This is a genomic window from Leisingera sp. ABD4_442 (assembly GCF_056160905.1).
The window spans coordinates 28,367-51,975 of sequence record NZ_JBSWYB010000032.1 but is presented as its reverse complement, the minus strand read 5'-3'; the positions used below and the strand labels follow the sequence as shown (position 1 = coordinate 51,975).

Genomic DNA, 23,609 nt, shown 5'->3' with positions numbered 1-23,609 from the left:
AGCCGTTCACCCAGAGGCTCATCTGCGACTGGCCGTCGGATTCATCGTAATGGCCGATGGTCAGATCATAGCTGCCCGCCGCATCCATGAAAGTATAGGACGCGCGCTGCTCGCCGGAGCCCCCCGCCTGCAGGTACTGGCCGCCGGAGGCCTGGCTGCTGTTCTTGACGGTAAAGCCGCTGACGATGGTCAGCGCCTCTGCCTCAACCCGGAAGGGATCGGGCAGCGGCACTGACAGATCGACGGTGAAGCTGTCCAGCGCCGCGTCTGCCGCGGCGGCGTTGCCGCTGGTGTCCAGCACCTCATCCGCCAGCAGCGCTACGGTATAGCTGCCCTCATCCGCCGCATCCCAGGCCCCGCCGGGGGCATCCACGGTGTAGGTTGCGGTGCGCGGGGTGCCGTCGCCGGGGGCATCGAGGCTGACCGCGCTCACCGTCAGCGGGCCGCCGGGGCCCGTCACCGTGATATCGCCGGTGCCGATGCTGGAGGCATCGATGGCCGCGTTATCCGCGAAGGTCACGGTGACACCGGTGCTGGCCAGGCCCGCATCCGCCACCCCCACATCCGGCGCCGCCGAGGATTGCACGAAGGGCGCCAGCGTGTCGCTGCCGCCGCTGCCGGTGAAGGCAAAGTCCAGGTAATCGGTGCGCAGCGGCTCGCCGCCGTCCTTGACGCCGGAAATCTCGACCACATCGCCCGCCGCCAGCGTGACGCCGCTGAAGGTGAACTCGGCAAAGGCGGTCTGGTTGGCGACCGCATCACCGGCGTCCATGTCCCAGACAAAACTGCCGGCCAGGAAGCCGTTCACCCAGAGGCTCATCTGCGACTGGCCGTCGGATTCATCGTAATGGCCGATGGTCAGATCATAGCTGCCCGCCGCATCCATGAAGGTATAGGACGCGCGCTGCTCGCCGGAGCCGCCCGCCTGCAGATACTGGCCGCCGGAGGCCTGGCTGCTGTTCTTGACAGTAAAGCCGCTGACAATGGTCAGCGCCTCTGCCTCAACCCGGAAGGGAGCGGGGGTGATTAGCATGGAGACCGCCGCAACCGCAGAGCGCGCGCCCTGGTCGTCGGCTACCGTATAGGCAATGTCCGTCACCGGGCCGCCGTAACCGGCTTCCGGCGTGAAGGTGATCGCCCCGGTGGTGTCATCCACCGTCCAGACGCCCTCGCCCGGCACGGTCTTCACCTTGCCGCTGGCATCATCTGCCGCCTCGATCTCAACGCTGGCCGGATCAAGCGTGCCGTCCGCATCGGTGTCATTGGTCAGCACATCCACTGCCGCCGAGCTGTTTTTGGCCACGGTGCCGCTGTCGGCTGCCGCAACGGGTGCGCCGTTAAACACGATAGACTCGATGCCTGACAGCGTGTCGGTGCCGTCATCGCCATCTGCGGCATTGTTGTCTGTGACCGTGAAACCGCCGCCGCCATTGTCGGCGACTGTGTAGCCAGATGCGATGCCCGCATAGATCGCAGTGTCAGTGCCTGCGCCCCCGTTCAACGTATCGTCACCTTGGCCTCCTGCAAGGCTGTCGTCGCCATCGCCGCCGGTGAGAATGTTGGCTCCGTCGTTGCCCGTGATACGATTGTTCACGGAATCGCCGGTAACCTCCATGCTGCCATCCCCTGTCAGCGTAATACCGAGGACACCGGGATCAAGGGTGAGGGTGCCCGAAGCGCCTGCAGGCACATCCAGCGTTAGACCTTCCTTGCCGACACTGATGGCCCCGGCGGCGCCGTAATTGTCCGACAGCGTGATACTTGCGAATTCGAAAGACGTGTCGATGGCGGATTGTAGATCGCTGAAATAGGCTGTGCCATTGTCGAAGATGCTGATGGGATGATCTACGTTATCCGTTCTGGCGAAGCGGCTTGTGGCGGCCAGCGCCGTCTCGTCGATGACCACACCGTTGGCCAGCACCTGGGCATCCAGCACCATCGCCATATTGGCTTGGCCAGTGAAATTGGAAATATCCTCAGCAATAATCACACTGCTTTGATCAAGCGCACTGATAGCAGGAAAAAACTGGATGCCGTTGCCGCCGCCGGACACAGAGTTATTTTGCAGCGTGACGGCCCGCATGGAAGAGGCCAGCTCAATCCCGGCACCTTCTGTATTAGGCTGAGTAAAGGTAATGTCATTGCCGCTGACCACAGAGTTCTGAAGATCATCATATAGTATGATAGCCACGCCACCAGATGCTGCGGACAGAGAGATTACATTGTTCTGAATATTGGATATGGTATCAATAGTTTCGAGAGTGATCCCCCCTAGAACCGCTTGAATATTGTTGCCGCTGACCTCCGCGCCTCCCTTGATCCACACGGCCCGTATCGGAGCGCCCTGAACGATGACATTGTTGGAGATCAGCCCTCCGGTAGCACCGTTGATAACCTCGATGCGCTCGTCGTTCGACGTGCCCGACACCGTGAACCCGTCAATCGTCACGTTGCCTGCCTGAACCAGAAACCGGTCGACTGCCACCTCCGCCCCGCGCACGCCCGTGTTCGGATCAACCCCCGCATTGGTATCCGTCTCGATGGTCAGCTCCTTACTGACCGTGACCGCCTCCGGCACGCCGGGGGCATAGTCCGCCGCAATCACCCGGATCGTGAAACCGTCCTGCGTCAGCACGCTGTTAATCGCGCCCTGGATCGTATTGAACGTCGCTACAACTGCACCAAAACCGTCTAGGACATTAACGCCAGCCATCTGTATTCCCCCCTTTACAACCACCGCTGCTATCCATGCCGCGGCGACTGCAACCACCTGATAACCGAGTTTTGAAAATTTGGGCGATGTCACGCCCCTGCGCCTGGCGCATTGAAGTGCGGCGCCATAGGCCGGCCGGTCATCGCGTTCGCAGCCGGAAGCGTCACCGAATTCGCCAGACCGGCAAACCCGCCGCTCAGGTTACAAAGCGATGCAACGCTCAATCCGAAGAAAGAAACTGATTCCGGGCGCTCGAAATTGGGAAAGCCGTATCATTAACAACGTGTGCACTTGCGCCCAAACAAGAATAGCACCAACCCCGAACGCATAGAGGTTGCAGAACATCAATACCACAAACTGCATGATTCTTTAACTGAAAGATAAGAAAGACCGGCGCACCTGGAGTTGCTGCTTTCATGCCGGAGCCAGCCTGGACAGTCGTGTTTATCGAGCTGTTCAACCAACGGTTTGAAAAGATGTGAAAAGATCAAGTTACCGACCTAAGGCTCTCCAGGCAAAGTACGGCATTGCGGCACTCTGGGTTGCTGGCGGCCCGAACTTTGCAAAGGATGCTTGCCACAAACAGCTCATCAGGTCAGCTCCGCAGGAAGGGCAAAAAATTGGGAAGAATGCACATCTCCTCATTGGAAATCGAAGTGCAGCTCCAAGCCAGGGGCTGGATACCCTCTAAGAGCGAAATTAAACGGAAGAACCGGGTTTCAGAAGGGGCTGCCTCTTTTGAGGCTCCTAGGGAGCTCTGTGTAGTTTCAGCGTTGACCGACCAGCTTGAGGAAAAACTCGGAAGCTACTTTTTTCGCCCGCTTCGAAAAGAACGCAGAGAAGATCGGTGGCGTTTTGGTCCAGCGCAACACCGTCGCAGTTTCCGCGGCAGAACAGTCTAGTGGTGAGTTGCCTCTAGCGTCAGTTCAGACTTCTCGGCACAACCATCAGCCGTCCAAGCGGACCGTGTTTGACGCAATAGTCGAAGATCCAAGTTTCTTTGGACTTTCCGCCTGTTGGGGTGATGTGGACTTCAGAACGAGCCTCGTGCAGAGGAAACGCTGCCATGTCAGAAAGCCGAACCGTGTAACCAGTGCCCGGTTTCCAGGCCGTCACCCTTTCAACCAAAGATGTGCCATTGGCAAAGTGGCTGCGGCGCTTTGAGCCCTTTGCGATCATCCCTCCCCTGGCATCCCCTCGCATGTGCAGCACGTCGCGAGCGGCCCTTTCCTGCCGTTCGCCCCACCTAAGGCCGCCGCAGTGCAGCGTCCCGAGAATAGCCATTCGCTGCAAGTGTGAAGCCAGAGTTATGGTGAAGGCCGGATCATGGAACATTGCTGACTTTCTCTGGGCATGGGAAATACACGGTCTCTTGGGCCCGCAGCGCTTGACCAGGTGCTTCCATCGAAAGGCAGCTTCGTGTGACAAAGCTGTCCGATGAAACTGGATGGACAGAGTTGGTGTTGTCTCGGAAAAGGCAACATGTACAATTCGCGGCGGGGGCGGAAGGTCACCTTAATTGAAGCTTCCCGGTTCAAATTTCTCGAGCTTCCTTAAGCCAGAAGACGCGGTGTCAATAACGAGCCAGAGCCTCTCTGCCCCTAGAGGCTGAACCGATTGCCGCGTTTTTTTCTCACCTGGGCAGAAAGCATGCTAACCTACACGTAAAGATATGCATGCAAACAATGCTTTCTCTAGTGACCTGCTGTGAAAAAAACCGGAAAAGTGCGCCGAAATGACGGAGCCGGAATGGCCCAATTGCAGCGGATGTACCGCGCCCTGCCTGCTGTCTTAGCGGTTTTCTGCGTTGCAATGATTGCTTTGATCATCCCTGCAGCAGATATTCTGGACAGGGAGTATGGCTTTTTTACACGCGACCCGACTCAGATCGGCCAGGTACCGTTCTACGCCGGCTATCTTTCCAGCCTTGGCGTGCTGGCATGGGCAGCCGGGGCTGTGATTGCTCTTTTTTCCTCTGCAATGCTGGATGTGCTCGCCGAGGATAAGTCTAATGCATTGTTTCTGGGGTACTTCGGAGGTTTGACCGTTCTGCTCACGCTTGATGATCTGTTTCTCATCCACGAGAACTTCCCGTTGAACGAGAAAGCGGTGTTTCTGGCCTATATTCTGATCGCGGCAACCGGATGTGTTCTGTTCAGGAAGCAGTTCAAGCGGTTCCCGGCCGGATTCGCAATCGCAGCGGCATTCCTTTTCGCAGTTTCGCTTGTGATTGACAGGGTGCAATCCTCGATTCAATCCAACATTGGAGATTTCCGCATACTTATTGAGGACGGCGCGAAATTTACCGGTGCCATTTGCTGGGCAATCTTCCTGTGCAAGGCTAGTACGGCTGCCATTCTGGAAAGTGCAAGGCGGTGACGGGGGCTGGGAGGCAGAAAACCAGTGACCAGCACCGGGCTCCGGACAGGCCAGGTGAAATGGAAATTCCGTTATCTTCGAAACTTCTGTGGCTGTTCATTCTTTTTGGCATTCCTGCGCTAGCCGTTCTTTCGATGATAATGACGGAGGTGAAATCCCGCAGCGGGAACCGCCTGATCATCGAGATCGCGGACCGTTTCATTCTGAACAACGAGATCAGCATTCCGACTGTGCTAAGCTTCCTGCTCATGCTGATGGCGTCTCAGTTTGCGGTGCTGACCTTCATCATCGGTCAGCGGAGCAAAAAAACGGCCCTGAACTTGTATTGGCTTTTGGCCGCACTGGCCTTGGTCGCAATGGCCTATGACGAAGTTGCCCAGTTGCATGAAAAGGTTCCCCCGCCGGTGTTCCGTGAGCACTTTTTCCATCATGGCTGGATCTTTGCCGGGCTGGTGGTTCTGGGAACCTTCGTTGTTCTGTTTATTCCGTTTCTGCTGGCGTTGCCGCGTAACTTGGCAAAGCAACTCCTTACCGCGCTCGCTATCTTCTTCTTCGGGGCTATCGTGCTTGAAGGGATCGGCGGTTTTTATGCCGCGCGGGCCGGAAAGGACACGCTTTACATCTTCCTGACAGTTCTCGAGGAATCCACGGAACTGGCGGGGATTACATACCTGAACATTGTGCTTGCCGAGCATATCGCTGAACAGGGGCTCGTTCTTAGATTTTCACGCGGCACCGGGCCGGACAAACGCTAGCCACACTGGCAACTGGCTTTACCATGCTGCCAGCAACTGCAACAAATATTGCACGTGGGTTCCCGGCTGGAAGCCAACCCAGCTCAAAGGCCCGCTAGCGGCACTGCTATTGCGTTCAGAATTTGCGTTCCAATGGCAATTCTGTGTGCTGTTTGGGGCGAACCCCTGGGTGTGGTATGATAGCGTATCGTGCTATTTGCGCAGTTCCATTCCGGAAACGGTTCCGCCATTCAACTTTCTCCTGGCCGAAACCTTCTCTCGCGTCGAGATCGGATGGCACCTTGCATTGGCAAGTAGGTTCGTGGCTCGGGGGAGTGGCGATATGGCTATTGGCGACACATTTCAGATTGAAGCGGAGACGTTCACACTAATCAGCGGCTTCAATGTTAAGAGCAATTCCGTCGCGTCGGGCAATGCTTATTTGCAGGCGGGTAGCAGCAGTGAGCAGCGCGCCTCGCACACGTTTGGCGAGACTGCCGGAAGCTACGACTTGACGCTCGGGTATTTCGATGAAAGCGATGGAGCGTCGCAACTTTCGGTCCTGCTCAACGGGGGGGCAATTGATGCTTTCGTCTGGGATGCCGATCCAGGCGGCAGCCTTGCGAACCCGTCCTCCTTCGTGACCCGAACCATTGCCGGTATCGCACTGGCACCTGGCGACTTAATCGAACTGGTTGGTACCAAGGACGGCGGGGAACCGCTTCGGGTCGACTATCTCAGTCTTGAGCAGGTTGGAGAACCCGGGCCCGATGTTACCGGTCCGGTGGTTCAGTCGGCAGCAGCACCGGATCTGACGCTTGCCGACGCAGGGGCGGCAACCACGACTGTCACGGTGACCTATGCAGACCCCAGCGGGGTTGACGTGTCGAGCCTTGATCCCGCCGACATCGTCGTTACAGCCCCGTCTGGACCACTGGCTGTAACCAGCATAAGCGTTGGTCAGCCGGGAGACGGCACGCCACGGACAGTGGACTATACGCTGACGGCACCTGGCGGCAGTTGGGGCGCTGAGGATAACGGCAGCTACACGGTTGCACTGGCTGGTGCCGAAGTGCTCGACACGCTGGGAAATGCCGCGCCCGCTGCCGGTTCAATTACCTCATTCACGGTCAGCATCAATGATGCACCGCCGCCTGCGGAACCGGTCCGCGTTGAGGCGGAATCTCTCAATATCCTGAGCGGGTTCAATGTTAAGAGCAATTCGAGCGCATCGGGAAACGCCTACTTGCAGGCAGGAAGCAGCGGCGAGCAGCGCGCGTCATACACATTTGGCGCGGCCGCAGGCAGCTATGATCTGACACTTGGCTACTTTGACGAAGATGATGGGGCCTCGCAACTTTCGATCCTGCTGAACGGAGGCGCCATTGACACATTCGTCTGGAATGCTGACCCGGGCGGCAGCCTTGCGAACGCGTCCTCCTTTGTGACACGCACCGTCGCTGCTGTGCCGCTGGCACCGGGTGACCTGATCGAACTGGTGGGCACCAAGGACGGCGGCGAACCGCTTCGGATTGACTATCTCGAATACGGACTTAATGACGGCGGCGGACCGCCGCCAGACACAAACGGCCCTAGCATCGTGGCTGCGAACGGCAGCCTGACGGAGGGGGAAACTGCTACCGGCATTGCAGTGACTGCGAGCGACCCTAGCGGTGTGGGCAGCCTCAGCGTCACATCCGGGGCCTATTCAATTCAGAGCGGCTTACTCGTGCGCGACACCCCCGCGGACTATGACGAGAGTTCAGGCGGCGTTCAGACTGAGATGGTCGAAATCACTGCCAGCGACACTTTGGGCAATGTCAGCACGGCTAATGTAACAGTGACGATCCTGGATGATGCGCTGCCCCCCTCTGCCGTTACGCTTGGTCTCTACGATGCGGATACCGATACGGTGCTGGCAACAATCATGAACGGCGGATTTGTCGACCCCTCCCTGGTGGTTGGCCAGGCCGTGAACATCGTGGCGGTTCCAGCAGATCCCGGCGCCGTCGAGTCTATCGGATTTGATCTGGATTCAGGGTCACTTACAGCCACAGAAAACGTGGCGCCCTATGCCCTGTTCGGCGACAGCGGCGGAGATCTCGCGGCCGGTTCAATTGATCTTGGCCCGCATACGCTGATGGTTTCCGGCTATTCCGGGAATGGTCTAGGCGGCACTCAGGTGTTTTCGGAAACTGTCGTCTTCACCGTGGGCAGCAGCGGCAGCGGCAGTGCGCCAACAGATATCACCTTCCTCCCGGGCCAGGATCTGGTCGAAAATGCGCCGGGTCTGGTCGCAGGGACGCTCAGTGTGACAGATCCGGATGCCGGCGATACGCACAGTTTCTTGCTGAGCGACCCGCGTTTCGAGGTTGTTGGCGGCCAGCTGAAACTCAAAGACGGCGCCCGTCTCGACTACGAACAGGGCAGCGGGATCGACCTGGATATCACCGCTATCGACACCGGCGGGCACAGCCTCACCCGCAGCGTGACCGTATCGGTCGCGGATGTCGATGAAGTGCGCTTTGCAGCATTTGGCGACTACGAGGCCAGCCCGGGCATGCTGGCCATGGCCGGCATAATCGATAGCATGAATGTCGATTTCATCGTGACCACCGGCGACAATGGCTATGATCCGCTGATTGATGATCAGATCGGCCCCTCGTTCAGTGATTACATCGGCAATTATACGGGGAGCTACGGGCCGGGCAGTGACATCAACCTCTTCTTCCCGTCACTTGGCAACCACGATTACTCAGATACCGGTTTGAACGTGTACCTGGACTACTTCACTCTGCCGGACAACGAGCGCTACTACGACTTCCAAATGGGTCCGGTTCATTTCTTTGCCATCAACAGCAATGGCCAGGAGCCCGATGGCCGGTCCAGCAGCTCAACGCAGGCACAGTGGCTTGAAGCGGCGATGACAAATTCCGATGCGCTGTACAAGATCGTCTACTTCCATCACGCCTCCTATTCGTCCGGGAACCACGGATCGAATTCGACCATGCAATGGCCGTTCGAGGACTGGGGCGCCACCGCCGTGCTTACCGGTCACGACCATGACTACGAACGGGTCCTGCGTGACGATAATGGAGACGGGGACATTTTGCCGTATTTCGTTACCGGGGCTGGCGGGCGCACCTTGCGTGACTTCGAAACGCCAATTGCGGGCAGTGCAGTGCGTTACAATGATGATCACGGCACCATGCTGGTCCAGGCCAGTGATGCGACGATCACCTTTGAATTTTGGTCGAATGCTGACGGCGGCACATTGATTGACAGCTACACGATCGACTTGCCAGGCGCTGACCCCTTGCTTGCCGGCAGTGATGATGTGGTCAACGGCAGCGCTGACAATGACAATCTGAATGGGCTCTCTGGTGATGATCAGCTCTTTGGACTGGCCGGCGATGACGAGCTGATCGGCGGAACCGGAGACGATGAACTGTCCGGAAATTCCGGCGATGATACGCTGTTTGGCCAGGCAGGCGCAGACGAGTTCATTTTCTCTGACGACACTGACGGGGCGGATACCATTGCCGATTTCGAGGACGGGACCGACGTCCTCCGCTTCGAAAATATCACCGGTGTAAGCGGCATCGGGGATCTTGGTTTTACGCAAGCCGGCGCTGACGCCGTGATCACAACACCAGGTGCAGTTATGGCCACCTTGCGCGATACCAATTTGAATGTCCTTGGTGCTGATGACTTTGTCTTTGTATGACTGGTTTGTTTCAGCGTCCTGCACGTCGCCCTGCGGAATTCAGCCACCACTGGGAGCAAACGGCTCACCAGCTGCGCCAGCGTGAATCGCGCTGGTATATGTTGCGTTGTCGGCCACGGTTTCATTGAGGCAATGGTTTCCCGCGAAGGTGAGGAATGTCCCAAAACAACTGCAGCTGCCTGTTGTTTCGGTCTGGTTCAAAAGACGGCTTTTGGCGTATTTCGTTGAAAAACTCGCCCCCGTTCGAGACTGAATCCGCTGGTTCAATTTCCGTTTTAAATGGGGGATTGAGCGATGATAGGTCCGAGGCAGGAAGCGCAAGCGTCGCTGTTCTACGCGTTCTCGCTGGAAGATCACGTGCCTCTGGACCATCTGCTGCGGTCGATTGATCAGTTTGTCGATCTGAGTAGCATTCGCTCCCACTTGGTGGAGTTTTACAGTCACACGGGGCGCCCTTCGGCCGATCCTGAGTTGCTGATCCGGATGCTACTGGCTGGCTATTGCTTTGGCATTCGATCCGAGCGGCGGCTCTGCAAAGAGGTGCATTTGAACCTGGCCTATCGTAGGTTTTGCCGCCTTGATTTGACTGACCGCATCCCGGATCACTCGACCTATTCCAAGAACCGCCCTCTCGGCAGATTGCTTCGCAACCGCCTGCCGGGTAATACATGGCCGTTTCCGTGAGAGCGAACTCCTGCGTCACCTTTTCGAAGCGACTGTGGCGCGGTGCATCCTGGAAGGCCTGGTGAGCGGTCAGCGTTTGGCTGTTGATGCCAGCCTGATCGAGGCCGATGCCAGCAAGCAAAACTCCGCACCCAAGGAAGATTGGGATCACAGCACCATTGATCCGGACGATGCGCCTCGTGCTGTGAAGGAATACCTTGAGGTGCTGGACGAGGCGGCCTTTGGTGCAGCAGCACCTGTTCAGCCCAAGTTCACATCGCATTCCGATCCGGCCAGTCAATGGACTGCGGCGTAAAGGCCCTGCATTTCCCTGTTATCGGCAAGGCTGGCCGCAGGGATGGCGCCTGGACCCGCACTGATTTTGAATGGGACGCCGAGAGCAACCGGTACATCTGCCCCGAAAGCCACGCTCTGAAGCAGTTTCGCCGGAACTACTCCGGCCCGAACCGGGGACCGGCTGGCAAGGGGGGCGCCAAATACCGCAGTCTCAAGAATATCTGCCAGGCCTGTCCCTCAAAGCAGTTCTGCTGCCCGAATATGGATTTCCGGCCGATCACCCGCGAGGATCATGAAGACGCCCGCCAGGTTCCGGCGATATGAGTTTCGACGACATCCAGCAGTCATTGAAGATTGTCTGCAGAAAGGATGACCTCGCCTTAAACGTGGAGCTGGCAAAACTACTGTATGAGTTCGTGCGCCCACAAAAGTGGTCGGCATATGATGATCATCACCGGAACCCGCTGTACTTTGGTGTGCAGCGTGAAATTCCTATGAACATCCAACACTACATTGTAGATGGCGAGCGAGGCGCATCTCAGTTCGTCTATCCGCGTGCAACTCAGCTTTAACCTGACGAACTCAACATCTGCCTTTCCCTGATCTACTATAACTATGTCAGCGAAGATGTGGACTTTGGCGAGTTTGATGTGGAGATGGTTGACCCCAGTAGACCCCGGGTGATTGGTCCTAGAGGTGGTGTCACCAAAGCAGATATTCGTGTACCCAGACTGCATAGGCTCTCCAGGGCAGATATCGTCGACAGGGCTAGCCTGCCCCCGGCTGGTAAAGTAACCCCGGCCAGTTCCGCCAGCGCCGCATGGAGGAATTCCTGCAAGGTAAACTGGATGAAGCCGACCCGGCCGTCGCCCATGCCGCCGCCCGCGATCTGGCAACGAGCTGGCGTGTTCGGCGTATCCATGAGGGAACCGCCACCGGATCGGCGCCGGTCGCTGTGCTGCCCCAGGAGCTGGCCGACGCCATCGGCACCCGCACCCGCGTTGTCAGCTATTCCGACTACACCGCAGGCAAAACCCGGGAAAAGCACCCGGAGGCGGTGATTGAGCGGTTCGCGGATCTTCAGCGGGTCCTTGACCGTGGCGCCGTGCTTCAGCGGGACAACCCGAAAAGCCTGACTATCCTGGAAGAGATAGACGGCGAATACTGGGCGGCAGTGTTCAAGGCGACACAGGACGGCTGCGAGATCTATCTCAGCACCTTCTACAGCCCGGTGCGCCGGTATGCGGAGCGGCTGTTCAGAACAACAACGCGGGTGAAGTGAATAGCGCCTGCAAGGTCGCAACCCCTTGACGGAAGAACCGGTCGAGCGAATGGCTCAGGCGCACCCCCAATTTAGGCCGAACCGGGTGAATTTTCAATGATGCAGGCAGCTTTGGGGCCGCAAGCTGCAAATGCACCCGGCGGCACGGAACAAACATCGCCGTTAAATACCCTTTAAAGGGGTTGTAAGCGGCCTTGTGCGGATTTCCGCCCCGGACTACCCTGCGGGCGGAAAAGCCCCTCAGCGGGCAGTTTTTCGCCCTATCCGGATTTCCCGAAACAGACAGCAGATTTGCCCCCGACAGTTGACGGGGAAGCTTGGGGTTTTGTGCCGGGGAATAAGCGATGGAAGCACATACCACCTGTCAGACTACAGCGGTGCAAACACAGATTTGACCATCGCCAATGTTCAGGGGGCGGCCTACTTCGGGGAATTCGGCGCCTTCTTCACCACGGGGATCTGGCAGGCAGACCCGCAGGACCTGTTCGTCCGGACCAACATCAACGGAGTGACTGAGGGCGGCGGTCAGGACTGGCCGACAAAGACCTATCTGCGCCGCGCGGCCGCTGAGGCGCCGGAGGCCGTTTCAGATGGCCAGGTGCTGACCTGGGCGGCAACGCATTTTGACGCGGTTTCCCCGCTGCCCTGACGATGCGGGGAAGGAAAGCAGCCCTGCTGCCCAGAACCTGCCGCAAACTTAAGGCCCTCCGGTAACGGGAGGCCGAGGAGCGCGCCAACGCTCCTCAACACGGGGCCAAAGTTCTCACACAATACCCCGCCGACCGACAAGCACTCCCGGCCGCTCCCTGTCCTCGAGGACCCGGCCTCTTTGGAGTGATTCCACTTGAAGCTGCAAGACCAGCGTTGCGGTAAATGTTCCAGATTGTTATTCAAAATTGAGCCTGCCGCCCTCAGCGGCACGCTCGCCATCAAGTGCCCCAGATGCAAGGCGCACAATATCCTGAGGCCGCAAAAGAGCCCTTCACCCAAGCGCCAGGAGCGCGATGGAAAGGACCCACAGTGTGGCTCTTCGTACCCCCAACCGATCTAACGACCTTCGCGGCATCAGCCTTTGCGCCGGTGTCGGAGGACTTGACCTTGGCCTGCACCTCGCTGAACCCGGATATCGAACTGTGTGTTATGTCGAGCGAAACAGTTTCGCCGCGGCCTCTCTCGTGGCGCGGATGGCGGACGCGTCCTTGGCTGCGGCTCCTGTCTGGGACGATATCAAATCCTTCGACGGCAAACCGTGGCGCGGCCGCGTTCATCTCCTCTCTGCCGGTTATCCCTGCCAGCCCTTCACCCTCAGCGGTGACCGCAAGGGCGACCAGGACCCCCGGCACCTCTGGCCGGACGTCGCCCGCATCATCAGCGAGGTGCAACCTGAGTGGTGCTTCTTCGAAAACGTCGCAGGCCATCTCACCCTTGGTCTGCAAGACGTCGTCAGAGACCTTCAAGGCATGGGCTACCGGGTTGCAGCGCGCGTGCAATCGGCGGCTGAAGTCGGCGGGTCTCATTTCAGGCAAAGGCTCTTCATTCTGGCCCACGCCGACCTACAAGCAGGGGGGCAACCGGACGTCGATCCGGATGGGGCCCGGCAGCTTTCTGTTTGTGGCGGATCAGAATCAGACCGGGGGCCAGGTTTCACTGAGAACGGCGGGGCAATGCTGGACAGTGATGTGGGACCTGATGAAGGCCACGGGCTGGAAGCCGGGGCCGCTGGCCTCTTCCCCCCGATGCCTGGTGACCTTGCTGGCTGGGGACGCGCACTCGAAGGGGAAAACCCTGCTGCAGCAGAACCCTGCCTTCACCGACTGGATGATGGGCTGGCCTGCGGGCTGGACCGATCCGCTGCGGCCGGTAACGGGGTGGTCCCAATGGCTGCAGCGCGCGCGTACCGCATTTTGAAGCGGGAATTCATCCAGTGAGCCAAACGGTCCAAACACCCTCGGACCCTTCAACGGGTGTTTAAAGACCGTTTAAAGACCCCCGCCGCCCGCCGGATTTAAACGCTTCGGGCGGCAGATTTCCGGGTATTGAAACGGGAAGTGTCCCAAGGTTCCGAGCCAAGCGCCGCGATCTGCGCCGCGCCGGGGCTGGAAACGCCCCCGGAAATCCCCTAAAAATCAGAGAATTCGCGAAAATGAGTTGCTGCAACGGGAAGTGTCCCGCACTGCAACGCGAAGTGTCCCGCTACAAACGGGAAGTGTCCCGCACTGCAACGCGAAGTGTCCCGCTACAAACGGGAAGTGTCCCGCACTGCAACGCGAAGTGTCCCGCTACACCAAAAAATGTGAAAAAGGTTTACATGCACCCTTGAAAGCCGCCGGGCGGCTTCCGATATGCATTCATGTGAAAAGGATTTACATTCACCCGTAACCTGGAGGACCCCGCCGATGACGAGTTTCACCCCAACCGCCCCTGCCGCCCCGGTACAGGGCTGGTTTTACCGCAGCGAAGCCTGGCTGGACAGCAAGGGCAAGGGCGCCTGGATCGCTGCCATGGTGCTGGGTTTCGTGTTTTTCTGGCCGGTTGGCCTGGCCCTTCTTTTCTACATGATCTGGAGCAAACGCATGTTCAGCAAATCCTCCTGCCACCACCGCAAGTCCTGGGCCCGCCACGGATATTCAGCGATGAAACCCTCGGGCAACAGTGCCTTTGACGCCTACAAGGCCGACACACTGCACCGTCTGGAACAGGAACAGCATGATTTTGAAGCCTTCCTGCAGCGCCTGCGTGAAGCCAAGGACAAGGCGGAGTTCGACGAATTCATGGACGAACGCGCCCGCAATGCTTCCAGCGAAGATCTGGAGGACGAGGACAACGGCCAGGGCGACCCCAAGCGCCACTGATCCCCTTCCCTCCTGCTGCCCCGCCCATCTGCCCGGGCGGGGCTTCCTCGTGACCATTCAGCAAAGGACCCATGTATGACCGCCCTGCCCGACCCCGACTTCCAGGCAGAATTCTACGCGTCTGTCCCCGCCAAGCGTCTGATCGCCTGGATCATCGACAGCATCCTGATCTTTGCGCTTAGCGCCGGCGCCGTGGTGCTGACCGCCTTTACCGGCCTCCTGATCTGGCCGCTTCTGTACCTGGCGGTTGGATTTGCCTACCGGACCGTGACCATTGCCAACGGCTCCGCAACCTGGGGCATGCGCTTTGCAGGCATTGAACTGCGCGACGGCGAAGGCCAGCGGATGGACAGCGGCACGGCCGCGCTGCACACCGCAGGCTACACCCTGTCGCTGGCGCTGCCGGTCTTGCAGGTGATCTCGGTTATTCTGATGCTGACCTCATCACGCGGCCAGGGGCTGACCGATCATTTCCTGGGCACCGTGATGCTGAACCGCCGGGTCTGATGGGCAAACGCAAGATACCGTTAAACCATTTTCCACAAGACCGCTTGGCGCATCGGAACCGCATTGCTATCATCCCGGGACGACGAAGCGAACCGTTCCTGTTGTCCTGCGAAACTGCTGAAGAGTTCTGATGCGCCACACCCTTCCCATTGCTCCGCAGTTCTACGTGACTGCGCCGCAGCCCTGCCCCTATCTGGAGGGGCGGATGGAACGGAAACTGTTCACCGCGCTGCAGGGCGACGGGGTGGAGCAGCTGAACAACAGTCTCAGCCAGCAGGGGTTCCGCCGCTCGCAAAACGTGCTCTACAGACCGTCCTGCTCAGAATGCTCGGCCTGCCTGTCGGCGCGGATCGACGTTTCCGCCTTTAGCGCCACCCGCAGTCAGAAACGCACCCTAAAGCGCAACGCGCATCTGGAACGGCGGGCGACCTCGCCCTGGGCGACCGAAGACCAGTTCACCCTGTTCCGCCGCTACCTGGACAGTCGCCATGCCGATGGCGGCATGGCCGATATGGATGTGTTTGAATACGCCGCAATGATCGAGGAAACGCCGGTGCGCAGCCGGGTGGTGGAATATGCCGAGACCGGCAGCAACCAGCTGACCGCGGTGTCGCTCACGGATGTGCTGGAGGACGGGCTCAGCATGGTCTATTCCTTCTACGCCCCCGACCAGCCGCAGAATTCGCTGGGCACCTTCATGATCCTCGACCATATCAATATCGCGCGCGAGGCCGGGCTGCCCTATGTCTATCTGGGCTATTGGGTGCCCGGCAGCCAGAAAATGGGCTACAAGGCCAAATTCTCCGGGCTGGAGATCTATCATCGCAGCGAATGGAAAAAGATGACCGACCCGTTGGAATTCGAGGAAGCGGGCCACCCGCTGTCCACAGATCCGATTGCCGAGCAGGTGGCCAATATCCAGCTGCCTGAACAGCCAATCCACAAGACCCGCTGATGCAGCATCTCCACGCAGTTTCGCTGGTGGTGCCGGATTATGACGCCGCCATTGCCTTCTATTGCGGCCAGCTGGGCTGGCAGCTGGCAGAGGACATTGATCAGGGGTGCAAGCGCTGGGTCCGGATCCTGCCGCCAGGGGCTGAGCAGGGCAGCCTGATCCTGGCCCGCGCCGAAGGGCCTCAGCAGGAGGCCGCTATCGGCAATCAATTCGGCGGCCGCGTCGGGCTGTTTCTTGCCACAAATGATTTTGCCCGCGACCATGCGGCGATGCTGGCCAAGGGCGTTGCGTTTGAGGAAGCGCCCCGGCACGAGCCCTACGGCACGGTCGCGGTCTGGCGCGATCCCTTCGGCAACCGCTGGGACCTGATCCAGTTCGCCTGAACCTGCGCCTGCCTGCAAGGATCCCCTGTTCATCTGGCTGAAAATATCCCGGGGCGAATGCGCGCCGCGCGCGCAGAGAGGCAGTGCCCCTGCCCGCTGCAAACATGCAAAAGGGGCCCGCTCGGGGCCCCTTTTCCGTTTGATACCCTGCTGCCCGGATCAGTTCGGGATCAGCGCCGGCACGATGGTCACGATCGACGGGAACATCCACAGGATGGCAATGCCCACCACCTGGATCAGCACAAAGGGCACGATCCCGCGGTAGATATGGGCGGTCGTCACCTCCTTGGGCGCCACCCCGCGCAGGTAGAACAGCGCAAAGCCGAAGGGCGGGGTCAGGAACGAGGTTTGCAGGTTCACCGCCACCATGATGGTCACCCATTTCGGGTCGAACGACCCGCCATAGATCACCGGGCCGACGATCGGGATCACGATGTAGATGATCTCCAGGAAGTCCAGCACGAAGCCTAGGAAGAACAGGACCAGCATCACGATCAGGAAGACCGTCATCTCATTGTCGAAGCTCTTCAGGAACTGCTGGATGTAGTGCTCGCCGCCAAAGGAGATCACCACCAGATTGAGCAGCTGAGAGCCGATCAGAATGGTGAAGACCATCGAGGTCACCTTGGCGGTTTCCCGCACCACCGGGGTCAGAACGCCGGAGCGGAACAGAACCCAGCAGCCATAAAGCAGCCCGAACAGCGCATAGAGATACATCGCATAGGCCGCGATGAAGGCGATCCAGCTTTCGACGCTGACGCCGCCCTGGTTGACGCGCAGGTCGAAGTTCATGCCGATCAGGATACAGAGCATGACGGCAAAGGTGGACCAGATGATGATCTTGCCCGATTTGCCCTCGTCCTGCAGCTTGCGGTAGGCCGCCAGCATGATGGCGCCGCCTGCCCCCAGCGCCGCAGCCGGCGTCGGGTTGGTGATGCCGCCCAGGATCGAGCCCAGCACCGCAACGATCAGCACCAGCGGTGGGAACACCACCCGGATCAGATCGTTTTTGGCGCAGCGGGCGGCAGCCTCGCGGCAGCCGTAAAGCGCCAGCAGCAGCGGCAGCGCGATCCACAGCACCGTCACCCCGGCAGAGGTGGTGGGCGCAATCGCCACCAGATCCACCAGCGCAATCAGCAGGATGCCGATGGAGCCCAGGATCAGCGGCTTGGCATCGCGCGAGGGCGCCACGCCGCGGCCGAACGCCAGCACCAGGCCCAGCAGAACCATGATCACGGTGATGCCGGTGCCGATCGGGGCAGCAGAGGCGATCTTGGCCTCGCGGGCGGCGGCTATTTCCTCTTCGCTCAGCCGCTCGGCCAGGGTGACGCCGCCAGCCTCATTGATCGCCTTCTGCTCTTCCACAGCAGTATCCCAGGCCTCCTGCCCGTGCAGGTCGATCATCGAGGCCTTGCACTCGGCACCGACATTGGTGCGCAAGCTGGCTGTCTCACCGGCATCCGAGAAGGTGGAGACGGTGATGTTCTGGCTGCCAATCACGTTGAAGCTGGACAGCAGGATCGCACCGCCGATCAGTGCCGCAGGCACGCCCAGGAACCAGATCAGCCCTTCGTTGCGGGTGATTACTTCTCCGGTGCCGCCTTCTAGCGTCACGGCGGGCGCCTTGTGCGGGTTCAGCAGCGCATAGCCGAAGGCATAGGTGGCATAGAGGATCGCCAGCATAATCCCCGGCAGCAACGCTGCCTGGAACAGGGTGCCGACAGACACCACCGCCGGTTCACCCAAATAGGTGAGCGCGTCGGAGCAGCCTGCCTCCATCGCGCGGGTTTCCTGCGCGGTGGAATAGAGGTCGCCCGCCAGCGTGCCCAGAAGAACGATCACGATGGACGGCGGGATGATCTGCCCGAGAGTGCCTGAGGCCGCGATCACGCCGGTCGCCAGCTCCGGCGAGTAGTTGTTGCGCAGCATCGTGGGCAGCGCCAAGAGGCCCATGGTCACCACGGTGGCACCGACGATGCCGGTGGAGGCCGCCAGGAACGCGCCCACGACAACAATCGACACCGCCAGACCGCCGGGCAGCGGGCCAAAGACGCGCGCCATGGTGGTCAGGAGGTCGTTGGCAATCTTGGAGCGCTCCAGGGTGATGCCCATCAGTACGAACATCAGAACCGCCAGCAGGGTTTCAATCGACGCGCCCGCCAGAACCCGCTCGTTCATGCGGTTGACGATGAAGGAGACATTTCGGTCCAGCGCCACTTCCCAGCCTTGGGCAAACACCGGTTCGGCCAGCCTGGGCAAATCCGGGTATCGGAAGACGGAAATCTTGTCGGGCCTGATGCCCGATCCCACCAGATCGCGATAGGCCTGCGACGAAGTGTCGATGGCCTGGTGGATCAGGATGCCGGCGCTGTCCAGCGCGGCGATGATCCCGAAGGAGATGATTCCGGCGCCGCCGATGGCAAAGGCCACCGGAAAGCCGGAAAGGATGCCCCCGAAGAGGCAGAAAAATACGATGAGCAGGCCGATTTCGACGCCATCAAGTCCAAATAGCATTTTCCGACGTCCCTTTAGTGCGTGCCTTCGTAGGCTTCTTCACCCTCTCCAAGGCTGTCCTTGTCGAGGTACTTGTTTTCACTGCCCTGGCCTTCGACGAACTCCAGGAAGGAGCGGTAGAAGAAGGCGATGGCGTGCAGGAACACGAGGCCCGCAAACAGCACCAGCAGAATCTTGAACAGGAAGTAGGCGTTGAATCCGTTGGGGCTGAAGCCGATGGTTTCCACGTTCCAGCGCAGGGCGCGGGATTTCATCACCAGCCGGTCGAGGCTGTCCGAGGCCGAGGGTTTCGGCACGATCAGATGGCGCCACAGGAAGAACCAGCCGTACATCCAAGTCAGCACGGCGGCAGGCATCATGAACAAGAGCGAGCCGAGCATGTCGACGACCTTCTTGGCGCGGAAGCTGATGCCGGAATAGATCAGGTCCACCCGCACATGGCCGCCCTGCACAAAGGTGTAGGTCACACAAAGACAGACCACCAAGGCGTTGTAAAACTTCAGCTCTTCTGCAAACCAGCTGATGTCCTGGCTGAACGGAATGCCAAAGCCGAAGCTGATGTCAGGCCGCGCGAACACCCGCTGCATGAAAACGATGATGATCTGCTGCAAGACCATCAGGAGGCCCGCCCAGGCAAAGAAACGGCCAACGGTATTGGCCATCCCCTCCAGCCCGCGGACCATGCCCCACATAAAGCCACGGAAGTAGATGCCGACGGCGGTCAGCACCAGGAAGGTGGTAAAGACCACAAAGAAGAACTCGACCGAGCCGCCATAGTAGACAAAGCGCATCACTGAGGCCTTGTCGGACCAGTCGAGCCAAAGCTGCGGATGGGTGATGGCGTAGCCGAAATTGTAGAAGGCGCCTGCGAGGTTCTGGATCAGCCAGACAAGCCCGCCCCAGATTGCGCCAAAGAAGGTGATGCCACTCTCTTCCTGCATGTTTCCCCCGGGAAGATTGCTGCGAAGCTGCGGCGGCGGGTTGGGCACACGGCTCTGCCGGCCCGCCGTCCCGCGCGTGGTGCAACTGCATATGGATCCCCCGCACGGCGGCGGGGGATCCGATTAATGCCAGTCAGGCAGATCAGCCCAGGACGCGGTCGCGCTGAACGCGGTAGGCGCCTTCGGATTTGGTGATCCAGCCGGAGGAGGCTTTCATCGAGGATTCGACGCTGTTGCGGATTTTCGCAAACAGCTCGTCGCCCATGAACTCGTCCAGGGTTTCCTTGGTGGCTGCACCAAAGGCATCCCAGACGCTGTCGGGGAATTCCAGGGTCTTCACACCGCCGGACTGCAGGCGCTGCAGCGCTGCACCGTTGTTGTTCATGAACTGCGCCAGGCTCCACTGGTGACCGGCGGCAGATGCCATTTCGATGATCTTCTGATGGGCCGGCGACAGGCTGTCGAAGACGTCGCGGTTGGTGGCAACCGACAGCGCCGCGCCCGGCTCGTGGAAGCCGGCGGTGTAGTAGGTCTTGGTGATTTCCTGGAAACCGGCCTTTTCGTCCGCCCAGGGGCCGATCCACTCGGTGCCGTCGATCGCGCCGGAGGACAGTGCCTGATACACTTCGGAGCCCGGGATGTTCTGTACAGACGCCCCCAGTTTGCCCAGCGCCTTGCCGCCCAGGCCCGGCATCCGGAACTTGAGGCCGTTGAAGTCCTCGGGGCCGTTGATTTCCTTGTTGAACCAGCCGCCGGCCTGCGGGCCGGTGTTGCCGCCGATGAAGGACTTCAGGCCGAAGATCTGGCCGAGTTCGTCATGCAGCGCGTGGCCGTCGCCGTGGTAGTACCAGTTCACCAGTTCCTGCGGGGTCATGCCGAACGGCACGGCGGTGAAATAGGCATAGCCCGGGTGCTGGCTGACAAAGTAATAGTCAGCGGCGTGGTACATGTCGGCCTGGCCTGCGGTCACGGCGTCGAACACTTCGAACGCGCCAACCAGTTCGCCTGCGGCTTTCACGTCAACGGTCAGGGTGCCGTCGGACATGGCGGTGATGGTGTCGGCCACGAACTGCGCCGAGTCATGCACGCCTGCCAGACCGCGGCCCCAGGTGGTGACCATGGTCAGGGTGCGGTTGCCCTGGGCATAGGCCGGAGCCGCCAGGGTGCTGGCTGCTGCTGCGGACCCGCCCAGCGCGGATGTTTTCAAGAAAGAACGGCGATCCATTAATTATTCCTCCCATTATCAATTCGGATTGCCCCGGGGTCCCCCCAAGGCGGATCGGTTCGAGTGCGGTCAGCCTAGCGGCGATGAATTTTATGTGAATACCTACTACTGCGTAGAACGGAACGTTTTTCCAGGCTTTACGGTGAAATGTTCCGGGTTTTCGCCAGGAACACCGTTTGTGTTACTCCCGCCCAAGATCCAGCGCTCTCCGGCCTGCCTGATTCTGCTGGGCGGCCGGGACACGATTCGTTAGAAGAGTCTGACTAATTCCGGGGCCTTGCCGATGCGTCTGTTCGACCTCCTTCTGCGCCCCACCTATGCGCAGAAACTCTCGCTTCTGATGACCCTGCCGCTGATCGTGGCGGGTGCCGCGATTGCGGTGCTGGTGGGCTACCAGTCGCGCGCCCTGGCGGAGCGCGAGATCCAGGCGCTGGAGGTGCAGCTGCTGGAGGCCAAAAAGGCAGAGCTGCGCAACTACGTGACCCAGGCGCGCAATGGCTTTGCCCATATCTACGGCCTTGCCGCCCCGGATGATGCCGCAGCCAAGGAGCAGGTCACCCAGATCCTTGCGGCGATGATTTACGGCAAGGACGGGTTCTTCTTTGTCTATGACTACGACGGCACCAATCTGGTGAGCCCGCGCCAGACCGAATTCATCAACCGCAATTGGGCGGGGCTGACCGACAGCGCGGGCGTGCCTGTGGTGGATGAGTTCATCCGCCTGGCCCGCGACGGGGCGGGCTGGCACAGTTTCACCTGGGAGAAGCCCTCCACCGGGGAAGAGGCGCAGATGATCGCCTATGTGCTGGGGCTGCAGGACTGGCAGTGGGCGATCGGAACCGGGGTGTTCATTGACGATGTGCTGGCGACGGTGGCTGCCTCGCGCGCCGAGGTCGAGGCGCGGGTGCAGCGGACTTTCTTCTACATTGGCGGCATCACACTGGTGTCGCTGGTGCTGGTCTTTGCCTCCGGCATGTTCCTCAATATCCGCGAGCGGCGGCTCGCGGATGCCAAGCTGAAGGAGCTGACCCAGCGGGTGTTCGACGCCCAGGAAGAAGAACGCGGCCGGGTGGCGCGCGAGCTGCATGACGGCATCAGCCAGTTGCTGGTCGGGGTGCGCTACGCGCTGGACAACACAAGGCGGCGGTTGTCGCGCGGCGACAGCGAGGCGGCCCAGGCACCATTGGAGAAAGGCACCGAGAACCTGCTGACGGCCATAACCGAGGTCCGCCGGATCAGCCGCGATTTGCGCCCGGGCGTGCTGGACGACCTCGGCCTTGGTCCAGCGCTGAAGGCGCTGACCGATGATTTTGCCGCCCGGACGGGTATTGAGACAGAGTTCTCTACTGTGGTCTTCCGCAACCGCCTGGACCAGGATTCCAAGATCGCGCTTTACCGGATCGCGCAGGAGGCGCTGACCAACATTGAGCGCCACGCGGAGGCCACCAAGGTCAGCATCGACCTGCGCGGCCACAAGCGCGGCGCCACCATGCGGATCACCGATGACGGCCGCGGATTGCCACCGCGAAACGCCCGCTCCGGCCCGGGAATTGGCCTGCGCAATATGCAGGAGCGGATCGAACAGCTTGACGGAACCTTGCGCATTCTGTCATCACGTGGCACCCAAAGCGGCACGGTGATCGAGGCCAGCCTGCCCCTCAGCCACCTGCTGCCGCCTGGCGAAGAGGGAACGCCGGTTCAGCTGCCTTGAACGAAGGCAGCTGCGGCGCTCAGCAAAGGAAAGCTGCATTGGGGGAATGATGGCTGATCCGGTGAAAGTTCTGATCGTGGATGACCACCCGATGGTGGCAGAAGGCATCCAGTCGATCCTGGAAAGCTATGATGATATTGAGGTGGTCGGCTCACTGACCGATGGCCAGGACGCTGTCGAGCAGATGCGCGCGCTGGCGCCGGACGTGGTGCTGATGGATCTGAACATGCCCAAGCTCGGCGGCCTCAGCGCTACCGAGATCATCCTGGAGCAGAACCCCGGCACCCGCATTCTGATCCTGTCGATGCATGACAGCGCCGAATATATCTCCACCGCGCTCAGCCACGGCGCCATGGGTTATGTGCTGAAAGACGTGCCCACGGATGAGATCAAGCAGGCGATCGACGCGGTAATGGAAGGCCAGACCTATCTTTGCACCGGTGCGGCCGGCTCGCTGAAGCCCAAGGACGGCGACGCCCGCGAAGCACTCACCGGGCGAGAGCAAACCATCCTGCTGGAGCTGGCGCAGGGCAAGTCCAACAAGGAAGTCGCGCAAACGCTTGATATATCGGTCAGAACCGTTGAAACCCACCGCAAGAACATCAAGCGCAAGCTGGGCATATCCTCCACTGCTGGCCTCACCCGTTACGCACTGGAGCATGGCGTGCTGCAGGGCACCGGCGCCGGGTTCTGACCGCCTTACCCAGAATTTCCTTTGCCCGTCGC

General features: G+C 60.0%; 19 protein-coding genes and 1 pseudogene. 15 read left to right on the top strand and 5 right to left on the bottom strand.

Annotation, left to right across the window (positions count from 1 at the left end; translation table 11 throughout):
* Nucleotides 1-2,713 (bottom strand): beta strand repeat-containing protein (locus tag ACXAHG_RS18725; protein ID WP_475059776.1); only part of this gene is annotated, 2,713 nt, incomplete at its 3' end.
* A gap of 921 nt (nucleotides 2,714-3,634) precedes the next feature.
* Nucleotides 3,635-3,997 carry an SRPBCC family protein gene (locus ACXAHG_RS18720; RefSeq protein ID WP_475059774.1) on the bottom strand — a complete coding sequence of 121 codons (363 nt, stop codon included), beginning with the start codon at nucleotides 3,995-3,997 and terminating at the stop codon, nucleotides 3,635-3,637.
* Between the two features lie 423 nt (nucleotides 3,998-4,420).
* Here ACXAHG_RS18720 and ACXAHG_RS18715 point away from each other — a divergent pair, with 423 nt between their 5' ends.
* The 13 genes and pseudogenes from ACXAHG_RS18715 (at nucleotide 4,421) to ACXAHG_RS18655 (ending at nucleotide 16,492) form a co-directional block, all read left to right on the top strand.
* The gene (locus tag ACXAHG_RS18715; protein ID WP_475059771.1) at nucleotides 4,421-5,092 is read left to right on the top strand and encodes a hypothetical protein; all 672 of its coding nucleotides are present in this window, start codon (nucleotides 4,421-4,423) and stop codon (nucleotides 5,090-5,092) included.
* Between the two features lie 59 nt (nucleotides 5,093-5,151).
* Complete coding sequence (locus ACXAHG_RS18710; RefSeq protein ID WP_475043764.1) at nucleotides 5,152-5,847, top strand: hypothetical protein; 696 nt, start codon at nucleotides 5,152-5,154, stop codon at nucleotides 5,845-5,847.
* Between the two features lie 322 nt (nucleotides 5,848-6,169).
* Complete coding sequence (locus ACXAHG_RS18705) at nucleotides 6,170-9,553, top strand: metallophosphoesterase (protein WP_475059769.1); 3,384 nt, start codon at nucleotides 6,170-6,172, stop codon at nucleotides 9,551-9,553.
* 294 nt (nucleotides 9,554-9,847) lie between these two features.
* Nucleotides 9,848-10,825 (top strand): annotated as a pseudogene (locus tag ACXAHG_RS18700) (transposase); the annotation flags it as partial.
* 8 nt (nucleotides 10,826-10,833) lie between these two features.
* The gene (locus ACXAHG_RS18695; protein WP_475059766.1) at nucleotides 10,834-11,085 is read left to right on the top strand and encodes a hypothetical protein; all 252 of its coding nucleotides are present in this window, start codon (nucleotides 10,834-10,836) and stop codon (nucleotides 11,083-11,085) included.
* A 248-nt stretch (nucleotides 11,086-11,333) separates the two neighbouring features.
* On the top strand, nucleotides 11,334-11,795 hold the full coding sequence (locus ACXAHG_RS18690) for a hypothetical protein (protein ID WP_475059763.1): 462 nt from the start codon (nucleotides 11,334-11,336) through the stop codon (nucleotides 11,793-11,795).
* Nucleotides 11,796-12,186: 391 nt separating this feature from the next.
* Nucleotides 12,187-12,444 carry a hypothetical protein gene (locus ACXAHG_RS18685; RefSeq protein WP_475059761.1) on the top strand — a complete coding sequence of 86 codons (258 nt, stop codon included), beginning with the start codon at nucleotides 12,187-12,189 and terminating at the stop codon, nucleotides 12,442-12,444.
* A gap of 195 nt (nucleotides 12,445-12,639) precedes the next feature.
* Nucleotides 12,640-12,846: a Com family DNA-binding transcriptional regulator gene (locus tag ACXAHG_RS18680; protein WP_475059759.1), complete on the top strand. Its 207-nt coding sequence runs from the start codon at nucleotides 12,640-12,642 to the stop codon at nucleotides 12,844-12,846.
* A complete protein-coding gene (locus ACXAHG_RS18675) occupies nucleotides 12,800-13,723 on the top strand; it encodes a DNA cytosine methyltransferase (protein WP_475059757.1) in 924 nt (307 codons plus the stop codon). The genes ACXAHG_RS18680 and ACXAHG_RS18675 overlap by 47 nt, the downstream gene beginning before the upstream one ends.
* 468 nt (nucleotides 13,724-14,191) lie before the next feature.
* A complete protein-coding gene (locus ACXAHG_RS18670; RefSeq protein ID WP_475059754.1) occupies nucleotides 14,192-14,647 on the top strand; it encodes a DUF2852 domain-containing protein in 456 nt (151 codons plus the stop codon).
* A gap of 75 nt (nucleotides 14,648-14,722) precedes the next feature.
* Nucleotides 14,723-15,154 (top strand): RDD family protein, encoded by a 432-nt coding sequence (locus ACXAHG_RS18665; protein ID WP_475059752.1) that lies wholly within the window; start codon nucleotides 14,723-14,725, stop codon nucleotides 15,152-15,154.
* Nucleotides 15,155-15,284: 130 nt separating this feature from the next.
* Nucleotides 15,285-16,109 carry an arginyltransferase gene (locus tag ACXAHG_RS18660; RefSeq protein ID WP_475059750.1) on the top strand — a complete coding sequence of 275 codons (825 nt, stop codon included), beginning with the start codon at nucleotides 15,285-15,287 and terminating at the stop codon, nucleotides 16,107-16,109.
* Nucleotides 16,109-16,492, top strand: a complete 384-nt coding sequence (locus ACXAHG_RS18655; protein ID WP_475059747.1) for a VOC family protein — start codon at nucleotides 16,109-16,111, stop codon at nucleotides 16,490-16,492. The genes ACXAHG_RS18660 and ACXAHG_RS18655 overlap by 1 nt, the downstream gene beginning before the upstream one ends.
* 159 nt (nucleotides 16,493-16,651) lie before the next feature.
* Here ACXAHG_RS18655 and ACXAHG_RS18650 read toward each other — a convergent pair whose 3' ends face one another.
* The 3 genes from ACXAHG_RS18650 to ACXAHG_RS18640 all read right to left on the bottom strand — a co-directional run bounded on the left by ACXAHG_RS18650 (nucleotide 16,652) and on the right by ACXAHG_RS18640 (nucleotide 21,172).
* Complete coding sequence (locus ACXAHG_RS18650) at nucleotides 16,652-19,006, bottom strand: TRAP transporter large permease (protein ID WP_475059745.1); 2,355 nt, start codon at nucleotides 19,004-19,006, stop codon at nucleotides 16,652-16,654.
* Between the two features lie 14 nt (nucleotides 19,007-19,020).
* Nucleotides 19,021-19,947, bottom strand: a complete 927-nt coding sequence (locus tag ACXAHG_RS18645; protein WP_475043787.1) for a TRAP transporter small permease subunit — start codon at nucleotides 19,945-19,947, stop codon at nucleotides 19,021-19,023.
* A 142-nt stretch (nucleotides 19,948-20,089) separates the two neighbouring features.
* Nucleotides 20,090-21,172, bottom strand: coding sequence for a TRAP transporter substrate-binding protein (locus ACXAHG_RS18640; RefSeq protein ID WP_475043789.1), 1,083 nt, complete (start codon nucleotides 21,170-21,172; stop codon nucleotides 20,090-20,092).
* Nucleotides 21,173-21,455: 283 nt separating this feature from the next.
* Between ACXAHG_RS18640 and ACXAHG_RS18635 the strand changes: the two genes are divergently transcribed.
* Both ACXAHG_RS18635 and ACXAHG_RS18630 read left to right on the top strand, forming a co-directional pair.
* Nucleotides 21,456-22,883, top strand: coding sequence for a cache domain-containing protein (locus ACXAHG_RS18635; RefSeq protein WP_475043791.1), 1,428 nt, complete (start codon nucleotides 21,456-21,458; stop codon nucleotides 22,881-22,883).
* A 49-nt stretch (nucleotides 22,884-22,932) separates the two neighbouring features.
* Nucleotides 22,933-23,577: a response regulator transcription factor gene (locus ACXAHG_RS18630; protein ID WP_475059742.1), complete on the top strand. Its 645-nt coding sequence runs from the start codon at nucleotides 22,933-22,935 to the stop codon at nucleotides 23,575-23,577.
* Nucleotides 23,578-23,609: the final 32 nt, after the last annotated feature.